Source organism: Bacteroidia bacterium (genome assembly GCA_040880525.1).
Taxonomy (GTDB): Bacteria; Bacteroidota; Bacteroidia; order CAILMK01; family JBBDIG01; genus JBBDIG01.
Genome location: JBBDIG010000021.1, coordinates 41,754 through 54,246, shown reverse-complemented (window position 1 = coordinate 54,246; position 12,493 = coordinate 41,754). Strand labels below are relative to the sequence as shown.

Sequence of the window (12,493 nt, the reverse complement as noted above, 5' to 3'; positions counted from 1 at the left end):
CAGCTCAGTTTGTTTTCAAACCTTTAAACGAGAGAAAGAAAAGACACTCACTAAGACTCCTAAGGTCGGGCATGGCGAGCCTCACCTGAGTACCCCGGCCACGCTCCGCAGTAGTGAATGCGAAGTCAATCCAATTCCCAATTTTTTAATCACGCTAAATTTTACTTAAATGGAACAAAACTTCCAAGATGGTATGAGTGAAAACCATCAGAGTGGCTTCGAGGAAGCTGATTCTGGAAATTTCACACAACATAGCGATGAGCAGGTTCAAACCAATGCGGCCTATGTGAACGCCATGAAGGATAAGCAGAACAAAGTCCTGGTGGAGAGAGCTGATGACAATTTTGATCTAATGATCAGAAATGCCCAAAGCATCGATGGGCGGACAAGACAGTTACTCGAAACGAACCGCCCACTTCTGCGCAAGATTTTCCCAAACAAAATGGATAAGCTGGTTGCGGAGATGGAAAGGAACACGGCCAAGGAAGCTTTGCAGTTTCGCCTAAACCTATACAAACTCAACACGCAGTTCATGCTTGAGGGGATGCGGGAAAAATACGATGCGGCTTTGAAGATGATCAAGGCCGAGTATCGTTCACAAGTAGCTTCATTCATGATGGGCAAATTGGAAGGTCTGTCGAAAGATGTACAGAACCGGCAGTATGCCTTCATCCAAATGGTGCGTGAAAAGCACCAGTTTCTGAAAACCATGTCGGACATCCCTGGAACGGCCAACAGGTATGCAGCTCAAATAGAACGTGAGCAGGATAGGTACTTCGACTTTTTGGAAAAGCTGATGATGAACTTTGAAAACATCATCAGAGAAGAGCTGAAGAAATTCAGTTGAACCCACGAACTCCCGTGTGTTCTTGAAAATGCACGGGAGTTCGTTTCAAACTAAAACCTTTCTTTTTAACAACTAAAAATGAATACAATGAAACGTATTGGTTTACTCACTCAATTCTTGTGTAGTTGTGCCGGGTGTGACATAGCCACTTTGAGGCAATGTAACTCCGCAGAACAGCGAAAAAAGGCGATAATTGGCTCTTGTGTCCTGATCACCCCAATTTTGGGATTTGCATCAGGAACATTTGCCATACTCACCTTTAGTGAAAACTTGCCCCTATCCCTTGGCTTTGGTTTTTTATGGGGTTTTGTGATTTTTATGATTGAGCGTGCCATTGTGGCTAATACTCAGCCGGGTGTAATCAATTTGGGAGTGATTGCGCGCCTGCTGCTCGCAACCATTTTTGCCGTGGTGATAGCGGTGCCAATGGAGTTGAAGGTTTTTGAAGATGCGATTCAAGAAAAGCTTTCTGACAACCTCAGTAACAAGGTGGCCCTCATAGATGCTGACTTTGATGTGAAAATCGCAGGTTTGAATGATAAAATCAATACTTCCGCAGCTAAAGTGGAAGCCTTGCGCCTTTCCTATATTGGTGAAGTGGATGGCACTTCCGGCTCTGGAAAGGCTAATAAAGGTCCCATCGCACGAGAAAAGGAAAGATTGTGGAAGGCGGCAGAATCAGATGCCAAAATCTATACAAGTGCGAAAAACACTGAAATTGCAGCTCTGAATCTTCAGCGCAAGGAAAAGATTACGCAAATCACCAAGGCGCAAGCAGAAGGGTTTCTTGGGCGAATGCGAGCATTAGGAACGCTGAGTAAGGAGGACAATACAGTCTTTTGGGGCATATGGTTACTAAGGCTGTTTTTCCTAAGTATTGAATTGGTGCCAATCTCGATCAAACTGAGTTCAGGTAAGGATGGAGATACTTATCATGAAATTGTGAAGCAGAATGGGGCAACGGCAGTCAGTGTGAACCAACAAACTGAACAGGTTAGGGCTGAATTGATGGTGAAACAACAACGTGCCTTTGTCAATGCGGAGTTATTGAAATTGCAGTTCACCGAAATGAGTTCGATTATGCAGGATGCACAAAAAAGATTCGATTTCTTCATGGGTCAACTCAAGCGTGCATCTGATCATAAATTGCAAGTACAGTTTCAAATTTTTAAGACGGTTAAGGATGAAGGCTTCCGTAACCATCTTTTGGATCAGGTAGAAGACATTTATCTGGACTTCGAGAAAGCCTTGCGAAGGCTAATGGATAAAAAGGATCCAAGTTCCGATTATATCAGCGACCTGAGCTAATCGTAAGTAATATACCCTCAGTCCTCAATAAGGGCTGAGGGCATGTTGCGACTAAAGACAAGCATCTTCTTCAAATTTCATCTTACACCTTAAAATTTAAAGCAATGAAAAATTTGTTCATGGTAATTATGTCAATTGTCACTTTAATTCAATTTTCCTGCAAAGGAATTATTGAAAAACAAATTGAACCAGCCACTACAATTGCTGATCTAAATAATAGGCAATCAGTTTTTGCTGATAGTCTGATAACCTTAGAAAATGTTCGTGTTACCAAATGTGAGAGCGTTTTAAATTATAGCAAAGCAATTATAACAGACGATAGCGGAGAAGATATTTTACTCCTTACTCCGGTCCCTTATCGAAAGGGTGAAATAATTGATATTGCTGGAAAATTGTATGTGGTTTACCAGGATGAAAATCAACGCCATTTAGTTTTTGTTGATGAACGCTTAAAACCAGCAAAGGAATTGGTGGAGAGCATAATGGTTTTAATGGGGTTCTAAGAAATTATATCTGAACGGACTGGATACTAACTAAACAGGCACCTATACTCCGGTTGACATCGTCAACACTTTCCACCAACTCCAACCTCTTACAGCACCTGCTCAGTAAGTTGGTGCAACACATTTAGCCCAGCTTCATCATCCGCCTGTGAGGCTTCTTTGAGCAAGCGGGATATTTAAATCTCTTTCTTATCGGCAAGGCTAAGCTTGCGGCTGTACAATGAAAATGCGGAAATTAACGAGTTCTACTGCATTTTTTCGGGATTGCACGGGGGCTTTGGCTAGTGCAAGTTGTAACAGAGCTTCGGGACAAAGTGTGGGGATGTACTTGAATATCCTCGCAATTGACCGCTATGACCGCGAAAATTGCAATTTTAGCATTCCTTTGTGGTGTCAGCAGGAATACAAAGATTCAGGGAGTTGAACCGGCCTCTCTCCTGCGGCATACCTCAGTAATGGCAAAAAAAGCGTTAATAGCGGTGGAAAACGAATTTATTCGGCCAACCATTCCAATCCACCGTAAAGCGGCTAATCTTAAAGCTTTCCGGTAAAAAAGGTTTGTACTGGTATTAATAGCTGCCTATACTAAATATTTGATATGTATTCTATTATTGAGAATTTTTGCGATTGAATCACTCTGTTTGCCATAACCTACCACAATCTCATCAGCCATTTCAACCATAAATTGATTACGAATGAAGGCTGACCTGCTGGTGATACGCTTTTGATCTTCGTTGAATGGAGAAAGCACCAATAAACGATTTTCTGATACTGCTTTCAATACCTCCGGTTCTTCTCGTTTCTTCAGACACCGGGCATGGACCAGAATGATGGGTTGAGTGCCTTTTAGAAGAAAATGAAGCACGTCCTTCTCAATTGGTGAGTGAAAGCCGGAAATAACGCACCTACCCTGGTCGCGCATTTCGGTGGCCCAGTCATAAGCTTTGAGGACTACGGATGCCGGGAATTTGCGGCTACAAAAAAAAGCAGTTTTTTGTTGGTCAAGGATTTGAGTGTCTCCTAAAACCGAAACTTTTCGATCATATAGGGTAATAACCTTCATGACTAACCAGCATTAGAAGTTTGTTGCTAACTCACTATATGGTATGGTGTATCATTTAATCTCAGTCGTAATTGCTCTACCTCCTCCAATACTGAGTTTGCATTAATGGAGCAAAACACTTCTTCGCGATTCTCGCGGCAATAATCACTCAAATTAACCCGAACCTCTAAATCTTCTATACCATAGCGAACTGAGGCGTGTGAAGGAATATTGGGTGATCCAACCGCAGCAGGATTTCCATTGAACTGAGGCGTGTGAATTAAGTCTAGAACACCTTCAATACTACGTAGATAAGAAACGGTGAATTCCAGTACCTTAAATTCCGTGGGATTTTTAAAGGTATCGTCTTTTTTAAAGGATAATCCTATGGTAATGAGAACTCCCATTGCATTAATCATTTGACCCCAATAGACCGATAGGCCATCCGGGTCTGGGGCAAAATGAGCTTCAGAGGGAAATCTTTTTTTCTTTGGCCCAACTAAATCGCTAAAATGAACCTGTCTGAATACATTATGCTCCTCATGGATCTCTTTTACCTCAAAAGGATTTTCTTCTAAACCAGATTCCTCATCCATACTACTAAATCTTCAATATTGGAATCAAGTGAATCAGAACCTTTCCGGGGTTTTTCATTATTATAGAAATCACCATAATAATTCGCAACCATTTCACCCGCTCTTTCTCTTACGTTGATCAGCATTCTTGCCTTCTCCGTTCTCCATGATAGATCAATTGATCCATCTTTAACAGGGTTTATTTCCGGGGTCTGAATAATAACCGAATATTCCTTATTGATTTCCAAAGCAGCATTAATCAAAAATTTAGTGGCGGCTTTCCATATTTCACTTTTTATGATTTCAGCATTTTCCCCATCCCATCCCTGCTCTAACTCCAAAATATACTTGGATGCTTCAATCTCATCTGCTATTTCAGAAAACCTGAAATCAATATTTACCTTTACATCAATTAATTCCAATATAATCTCATTTTCTGAGGCAGTCTCTGTGTTAATTATCTGCACGGATGGGAGTTTCTTTTTCGATATAGCCTTTATCAGTTCCAACGGCAATTTAGACTTACCTGAGCCATAAGGCTTATTCTGTATTACTGCAATATGCTCAGGCTCATAACTATCGGCAAAAAAACCTGATGTTCTGGATGACTTGCTTTTGTTCTCAATCTGGAGGCTATCTTTCATTGCATTAATTCTTTAATTGGATAAACTGAATTCCTGGAAAATTCTTATAGATGCTTGTTTCTTTTTCTAAAGCTCTATCTACCTGTTTCTTCAATTGCTCTAGCTCTTCCCGTTTTAGGTTAAAGAAAGCGCTTTTCAATTCTTCATTGGTCTGATATTCAATCTTAAGTTGATGTAGCACAATCGCATGGTTGCTTTCCTTGCTGATACTTTCCTGAAATAGCAGCCTAATATCACTAATTATGCGGCAATCCCGGAACAGCTTATCGCTTTCTGCAATCAGCCCCAAAGCTTTATTATAGGTTTTTAAAGGATCGCTTTTTTGCAATAGCAAATGTATTTTTTTAGCAAGCGAATCCACATAGTTCTTTTCAGCTTCTTTTTCAAACTGAGTATAGTAAGACTGTGCCAATGCCTGTGAAAGTTGTTCAGTTCCATCATCAGCCGCGATTAATAAACTCCCGAAACTAAAAGCAACCATTGCTATCTCCCTCATATCGGGAATCTGAAACTTTTCAGAGAGCTGACTGGCGAAAATGCCCGGCCCTACACCCGGTTCATATTTGCTTATCACTTCAGCAATTTCTTCCACCTGTTTTTCATCCAGGGCTATTAGCGCTTCAAAGCCTGGCTTGAAGCGTTCAGGAATTCCGTATTTCTCCATTTCCGCGCAAATTTAATATTCTTACAACTTGTGATGCTCTTGGTTCGTTCGCTGGCGCAGTGCCCTCTATCCGTAGAGTACCCGCTGTATGTCCTCTATCCTTACTCCTCATTCCCCTCCAATTCCTTTCCCATCCGGTATTTGATGTCATAGTTGATGATGAAGTCAAGTTCTTCTTCTGTGAAGGTGTAATAGTGGGCAAGTTGTATATCAATTTGGTCAATTAGACCCTTTGAAAGTCTTGGATAAAATTCTTCATAAATAACATTGCCAGTTTTAGTTGACACCTTCTCCTTTTCCACTTTCTTTTTAGAATAGTCTGCCATTAATAATTGACTATCACCTTGAAGAGCAGATATTGTTTTACTACTTAGGTTCTGGTAAGCAAATGGAAACTTGGCAAGATCTACAGGGTTCATATCTCTACCATTAGTGGTAATTGAATACCACCAGAAAAAGAGGGTACTACTTAACTGTGCTACAGCCAAGTCTCTCGTAAGCAAGTTATCGAAATAGAGATAGTTTTCCCGGGAGGACACTGATTGAGTGCCGTTTAAAACGAAATTTGGCTGAAAAGTGGTGAAAATCTTCCAGTATCGACCTCCACCAATTCTGTAGTATATTTTGTTTTTGTTCTTCTCAGTATAGAATTTTTCAAGAACTGAATTTCCTTCACTTAGTTTTTGGATTATAGAAACTTCTAGTGTCTCCTTCGCTTTGGGGATGATGTAATTCCTAATCCTTTGAACTGGAGGAGAGTATTGAGTTGTTTCAAACAGATGCGGACGGTAATCACTGTGCCATTTCCTTAAATTTGTTGACCTCAATAAACTTTGGCTGCCTTTTGAAAACATACAAATAGAAAGCAATACTTCAGCTCCTTCAAACAACTTTGAAGGACGTTCTCCATAACTTGATAGCCAAACTTCATCAGAATATTGAAGGAATTGGTTTTGCAATGACGCCATTCGCTGAGTACAAGTCAAACTAACAGGAACAATGTATCCAAACCACCCTTTTTTTTGTAAAATATTTAGTGCTTTTTCAATACAAAAGGCGAAAAGATTACCACTCTGTATTGTTTTGAGTCCTATAATAGAATAAGACTTCTTTACCTTCGAATATTCAACATAAGGTGGATTCCCAATTACCACATCAAACCCGCCACGGTCATGCACAATGCCATAGTACTCGGCAAACCAATGGAAGGGCTGGTGCGTTTGCTTCCAATCCTCGAATTGCTTTCGACTGGTATTTGGATAAATTCCATAAGTCAGGGCGTGAACATAATCGAGTTCGTTTCTTAGCTCCTTCAACTTTATTTCAAGTTCTGACTTCACATCTTTAAAAGACTTGAAATCTTGAAGTTGAACGTGAGCTGTTTGTACTTCTTTAAAGCGGGTGAATGCTTTGGCAACATAGTCCATTTTATCGTTCACCCTTGTTTTGGCTTCTTTTGGATTATCGTACAAATCGTTCGGGAACAAATGCCAGCTTTTATTTAACTCCGCCTCCGTGGCAAAGCCCACCAATGTATTCCCTGCCCGGATGTTAAAGTCAATGTCAGGCAATGGCTCCAGCCCTAAGTTTTCTTTCTGGTAATCCGGTTCGGCCACGGCCACCATTTTCAGGAACAGGCGCAGCTTGGCTATTTCCACGGCCTCATTCATAATGTCAACCCCATAAAGATTGCGCAGGATAATGTTCTTTAAGATGTAGTAATCCAGGTTGGGGTGTTGCGCTGCCTGGGCTAAAATTTCCCGCTCGTTTTTATAGGTATTCTTATTGCGGTTTTGCCGTTCCATGTCGTCTTTGTGCTGCCCCATGCGCAACAGGCAAGCTTCATAAAGCGGCTGCAAAATATTAAGCGCGGCAAATAAAAATGCCCCGGAACCGCAGGTAGGGTCTAAAATAGTGACCTCTTGCAGCGTGCGGTAAAAGGCACGGGTAAAGTCAATGCCTTCATACTGCTCCACAGCATCCTGTGCAAACTGCCGGATATCAAGGTTATAGGTAATGAAATCATTGATGTTGGTTACCTCCCCATTTACCAGCTTGTTTCTTACTTCAAAATAGCGCTGCCTGCGGGTCACGGTTTCCCGCCAAATCTCGGTGGGAAGCGCATATTCTTCTATCGCTGAGGTATTCCAATCCTTCCTGCGCTCAATGAGGTTGGGCTTGCTGGTATCCACCCCAATTTCAATATTCCCCGGCAATTCCCGCAGATTTCCATCTTTTCCATCGGTGGGTGGTTCTTCCCACACTCCATGTTTCATAGCAGGGTAAATATAGCGGTCAGGCTGTTCCTTCAGCATATTCCAAAGGCTACTATCGCCTGTAAAAGCTTCTTTACAACGTTCCTTTACCTGGTCAAACAAATAGGGAATAATGCAATTTTTACCGATATAGTCGGTAATATCCTCTTTGGTGTAGTAGGCACCCATTTGGGCGCGATCATTAATGTACTTCTCAAATATGTACCCGATTACATCCGGGTTAATGTCTTTGCCGGATGATGAGATATTAGTATTAAGATGCCAGTTGTATTTATCAAAAAAAGCAAAGACCTTCTCAAATGCTTCGTCCTTAATGTTGATTTTTGCATGATCCTTTTCCAGTTCATGCACATCGAAGAGGCCGCCATTGAGATAAGGAACCCTGCCGATGAGCTTTTGCAAGTCCGCATCAGAATGGTCAGGATTCCCCAACCCTTCATGGAAAAGCCGCATAAGGAAGTTGCGATAAAAGCTAAAGAACTTACCTTTACCTTTTTGCGCCTTTACCTCTTTAAGCTTGTCCTGTAAATAACTGAAATTCTTGTCCAGAAATCCCTTTTTCTGAATGAAGTAGATGAACATAAGGCGGTTTAACATCAGGCTGGTGTACCAATCCTTGTCCGTTTCTTTTGCAATTCCATCAATGAATTGGCGGAAAGCGCCATGCTGCTGCTTAAACTCAGCATAAAACTTCTTGGTCACTTTCTCTGCATTCTGGCTAAACTGTGCCTGAACACGCGCTTTTACATCAACTATTCCAATATTGCCTTCTTCATCCAGCGTAAAGAGAAGGCCCTGCAATTTTTCATATAAAAAGTCTGCGGCTTGGTTCACATGGTAGCGGTGCTCCACAATTCGCGCAGGTTTGTTAGGCTCACGAATCACCAACTGCCAAAGCTGTTCTTTCTGGGCCTTATCTACATAAATAATGATGTGCTCAAAGAACAGGCTACGCACCTTTTTTTCTATGGTTCTGCGAATGGCGCTTTCAGGAATTTTACCATCAGGCCCCGGATCACAGATCAACACCACAAAACTCTGCTTCTCGGCAGCGGCATTGAGTGTGTAAACTTCGTTGGCTGCTTCAACCGGTTCCCTTTTCTTTGCGTGGGCCCAGCCCAAATCAACAAATAACCCTGAGAAATCGAACGACTTTAGATATTGATTAAAAACTTTCTTTGAAATCAGATGCTCCATTCTAATTTTCCTCTTTTAAGCCCATTGAACAAATGATTTGCGGGGCTTTATATTCTTTAACACCCTCTGGATCAACAATACACAATCTATCTTCCTCGCGGAGGTTGATAACCAATTCTGAAAGATCAGTATCTGATATTCCGGTTTTCAACTGCCTGTTCAGGATGTCACGTGCATATTCCTTGAGTGGAAACTGATAAATTTCATCAATTGCCGCTTTCAGGCGTGGGCCTGCAAAAAGATCATCAGGACTGGCGTTGTAAAACCCTTCCAGGCTCATGTAAACCCTGTACCGGGCACTACGCTTATGGCCAAGCTGGCCGCCAATCTGGCTTTCAAATTCCCGAACGTAATCAACACCCTTTGCCACCAAGTCATGATGATTCGGCAAGCGTTCGAGTGCCGGAGTTTCTGGTGTGCATTTTAAGGCCCTTAAAATCCTGAATTGGGATTGGGTCACCACACCTCCACGGCTATCCACATAGGTGAGCACATCATTTCCTTCTCCGGTTCGGCAATAAACAACCGTACCTTCATCTTTTTCTCTATTACCGAGGGGCTTAGTGGAATAGACTACATCAGGCATGTTGGTAATGATCTGTTTCAATTTAGGATCGGCATCTATGGCGTCCTTCCAAATTTGATAGGCATAGGAGGCCAAATCTACTTCTTCCTCACCAGCATCATCCAGGATACCGGATTTTTCATTATACAAATCTGCCAGGTTTACCGGATCGCCCTCGAAAAAAACTTCATCGGCTCCCACTACTTCAGCATTTTCTTCAATGCGCTGACGAAGCCGTCCTCTTAAATTGATTATCTGCTCTACTCCATTTTCGGGCAAGAATGAGTAGCAGATTATCTCCTTTGATTGTTGCCCAATGCGGTCAATACGTCCAGCTCTCTGTATTAACCGGATGATGGCCCAGGGCAAATCGTAGTTGACCACAATATGTGCATCTTGTAAGTTTTGCCCTTCGCTCAAAACATCTGTTGTAACCAGTACTCTCAATTCATTTTCTATCTCACTACGGCCATTGCTTTTAGGGCTAAACCTGACCGCATATTCACGGGGTTCTTCTACGTCTCCCGTTACACATTCAAGCGATTTGACCTTTCGCCTTTTGAGTTCATCACACAGATAATAGGCGGTATCGGCATATTGAGTAAATATGAGGACTTTTTCTTTCGGGTGATCTTTCGTTATCAACTCAAAAAGCCTATTGAGCTGTCTGTCTTCCAGTGCTTTCCATTCTTTGCCTGCTTCAAGGATTTTTAGGAGGTTCTTGCTATCAGCATATAGTTCATCCTTCAACTTCTTCTCGAACAAGTCACTCTTAATCCAATCGAACTTCTTTTGATTCTTCTCAGCCTTTAATACCTTGAAAACAGATGCTGCCTTATTAAGATATTGCTTCTCATCAAGCAGCAGATTCATAGTTATATCAGGCTTGCTTTCCCCGTCCGGCTCCTTATCTTCCAGAAAGTAATCCAGCATATTTGCTTCCTGTTGTCCAACGGGAAGTTTTTCTTTATTCTCAATAGCATAAATAAATGTGTAATTCCGCATAACCTGCCGCGAAACCGAAAGCAGGAAAGCCCAACCACTGCTTTCAAGGCGTTTGAACAAGTTGGTACGCGCAAAACCTTTTAACCGTCTACCAGCACGGGACAAGTTCTGAATAATTGTCTTTTCAGCTTCAGTAGCCTTATTCTCAGCATTGTCATTCAGGTAGTTGCCCAATCCGTATCTGGCCAAATTTAATCCGGCAATGATACTTACTACCGCTGGTGAGTAAAGCCTGGCATACTGATCCTCTGAATCCTCCGGGTTGTACGGGTACTGGACCGCCTTTGGAACGCGATCAGGAAAATAAGATTTGCTGCCATCTGGAAATTCCAGGTATTGCCGCCCATTTGTCTTATCAGTAAGCGCATAGTGGTTTTTAACAAAGCTCCTGGTTCTCCTCACAAGAAATAGCTTCATTAATTCACGCCAGTCGTCAATGAACTCACTGTGCTCAAATGCAGGTAGCGTATCTACTGCCGTTTGGTGGCGGGCCAAAAAACGCGTTTTTCCGCCAATCCGTTCTATGTAACGCTCCGGGCTGACGCCTAAATTCTGATCATCGTCAATAAATAGCCGCAATTGGCCCGAAAGGTCAAGGTAGGTTTTGTTATAAGGGGTAGCTGTCAGAAGGATTACCTTACTACCGTTGAGTTTGATATATTCGTGTATAGCCCGGTATCGTTTGCCAAATCGGTTTCTGAGGTTATGGCTTTCATCAATTATCAATAAACGGTATCTTCTCATATCCGTGAGTTCACCCTGAACCTTGGTAATGGATAGCACCTTTGCTCTAAGTCTATACTCGAAAGCATAATCTTCCCACATTTTCACCAGGTTCTTGGGGCAAATAATTAAAGTCTCCAGGCTGAAGTCTTCTTCAAAAATGCGGGCTAATGCAGTTGCTGTAATTGTTTTTCCTAACCCTACCACGTCACCAATCAAAACTCCATTCCGCTTATTGAGATGATGGGCCGCTACTTTCACTGCCTGCTGTTGGAAAGGAAACAGTTTCTTCTCAAATTCCTTGGGCAGTTTGAACTCTGAAAGGCCAGACCGCGCTTCCTGCGAAAGGTGGTAAGCTATTTTTAAGTAAATATGATAAGGAGGTATAAGTTCTTCACGGGCCCAGGATTCTTCGATTATTTCAGCAAGTTCCTCAGTAATGTCTATACACCAGCGGTCTTCCCAACGATCGGCAAACCACTTTTCCAGCTTTTCTGATGCATCATGATCCAGAACATCCACATTAAGTTCTCCCTGCTTCGCCAAACCGGACATGGTGAGATTACTGCTTCCAACAAATCCGGTTCGTGGATTATTTTTATCATCCCGGTAAAGCAAATACAATTTTGCATGAAGGGTGTGCTTCAAAAAAAGCTTCACTACTACCTTTTTTGAGAGCAATTGATGTTTTAACTGGCGTAATGTTATTTCATCTTGGTCGGTAGGGATTCCGATGGTTAACTGGTTGCGAAACTCGTGGGCTAACTTGGTCTTGAAATCCTTAGCCCGCTTGTTATCTATTTCACCAGTCTCAACATGGTTGAAGTAATCTTTAAGCACCTCTTGCGGGTGCTTCTGCATTCCAATGAGTAATCGGCAGCATTTCTCATCACCTCCTTCCCAGCGTTCTACATAATCCGCCAAATGTTTCCAACCTCTAAGATTGAAGTAGCCTATACAGAAATCACTCTTGTACGCCACTTCGATGGAATCCTTTAATCCCTGATTGAGGTGTTTCTCGATGTTATCAAATATCCGGGGCAAAGCTTTTTGCGGTGAAAGTATGGAAAACATTTTTGCAATCACACGTCTGATCCCTGATGTTTACAAGACAGGTAGCTGTGATGGCACCAAATGTCCCTGC

Annotated in this window: 9 protein-coding genes; 3 read left to right on the top strand and 6 right to left on the bottom strand. The window is 42.1% G+C overall.

Going from position 1 to position 12,493, the window contains the following annotated elements; genetic code table 11:
• The first annotated feature begins 169 nt into the window (after positions 1-169).
• From WD077_05915 to WD077_05905, 3 genes are all read left to right on the top strand, one after another.
• Entirely contained in the window at positions 170-847 is a 678-nt protein-coding gene (locus WD077_05915; protein MEX0966754.1) for a hypothetical protein, read from the top strand.
• Positions 848-934: 87 nt separating this feature from the next.
• The gene (locus tag WD077_05910) at positions 935-2,155 is read left to right on the top strand and encodes a DUF4407 domain-containing protein (protein MEX0966753.1); all 1,221 of its coding nucleotides are present in this window, start codon (positions 935-937) and stop codon (positions 2,153-2,155) included.
• A 104-nt stretch (positions 2,156-2,259) separates the two neighbouring features.
• Positions 2,260-2,658 (top strand): hypothetical protein, encoded by a 399-nt coding sequence (locus tag WD077_05905; GenBank protein MEX0966752.1) that lies wholly within the window; start codon positions 2,260-2,262, stop codon positions 2,656-2,658.
• 580 nt (positions 2,659-3,238) lie between these two features.
• Here WD077_05905 and WD077_05900 read toward each other — a convergent pair.
• The 6 genes from WD077_05900 to WD077_05875 all read right to left on the bottom strand — a co-directional run bounded on the left by WD077_05900 (position 3,239) and on the right by WD077_05875 (position 12,423).
• The gene (locus WD077_05900; protein MEX0966751.1) at positions 3,239-3,721 is read right to left on the bottom strand and encodes a DNA-binding protein; all 483 of its coding nucleotides are present in this window, start codon (positions 3,719-3,721) and stop codon (positions 3,239-3,241) included.
• A gap of 26 nt (positions 3,722-3,747) precedes the next feature.
• The gene (locus WD077_05895; protein ID MEX0966750.1) at positions 3,748-4,296 is read right to left on the bottom strand and encodes a hypothetical protein; all 549 of its coding nucleotides are present in this window, start codon (positions 4,294-4,296) and stop codon (positions 3,748-3,750) included.
• The gene (locus tag WD077_05890) at positions 4,275-4,784 is read right to left on the bottom strand and encodes a hypothetical protein (GenBank protein ID MEX0966749.1); all 510 of its coding nucleotides are present in this window, start codon (positions 4,782-4,784) and stop codon (positions 4,275-4,277) included. Before WD077_05890 ends, WD077_05895 begins: the two co-directional genes overlap by 22 nt.
• Before the next feature lie 139 nt (positions 4,785-4,923).
• Entirely contained in the window at positions 4,924-5,511 is a 588-nt protein-coding gene (locus WD077_05885) for a hypothetical protein (protein MEX0966748.1), read from the bottom strand.
• Positions 5,512-5,684: 173 nt separating this feature from the next.
• Positions 5,685-9,056 carry a DNA methyltransferase gene (locus WD077_05880; GenBank protein MEX0966747.1) on the bottom strand — a complete coding sequence of 1,124 codons (3,372 nt, stop codon included), beginning with the start codon at positions 9,054-9,056 and terminating at the stop codon, positions 5,685-5,687.
• A gap of 1 nt (position 9,057) precedes the next feature.
• Entirely contained in the window at positions 9,058-12,423 is a 3,366-nt protein-coding gene (locus tag WD077_05875) for a helicase-related protein (GenBank protein ID MEX0966746.1), read from the bottom strand.
• Between the last annotated feature and the right edge of the window lie 70 nt (positions 12,424-12,493).

What these genes read in the sequence shown, in the direction of transcription:
- WD077_05915 (MEX0966754.1), top strand. Translation starts at nt 170, where the DNA reads ATGGAACAAAACTTCCAAGATGGTATGAGTGAAAACCATCAGAGTGGC.
- WD077_05910 (MEX0966753.1), top strand. Translation starts at nt 935, where the DNA reads ATGAAACGTATTGGTTTACTCACTCAATTCTTGTGTAGTTGTGCCGGG.
- WD077_05905 (MEX0966752.1), top strand. Translation starts at nt 2,260, where the DNA reads ATGAAAAATTTGTTCATGGTAATTATGTCAATTGTCACTTTAATTCAA.
- WD077_05900 (MEX0966751.1), bottom strand. Translation starts at nt 3,721, where the DNA reads ATGAAGGTTATTACCCTATATGATCGAAAAGTTTCGGTTTTAGGAGAC.
- WD077_05895 (MEX0966750.1), bottom strand. Translation starts at nt 4,296, where the DNA reads ATGGATGAGGAATCTGGTTTAGAAGAAAATCCTTTTGAGGTAAAAGAG.
- WD077_05880 (MEX0966747.1), bottom strand. Translation starts at nt 9,056, where the DNA reads ATGGAGCATCTGATTTCAAAGAAAGTTTTTAATCAATATCTAAAGTCG.
- WD077_05875 (MEX0966746.1), bottom strand. Translation starts at nt 12,423, where the DNA reads ATGTTTTCCATACTTTCACCGCAAAAAGCTTTGCCCCGGATATTTGAT.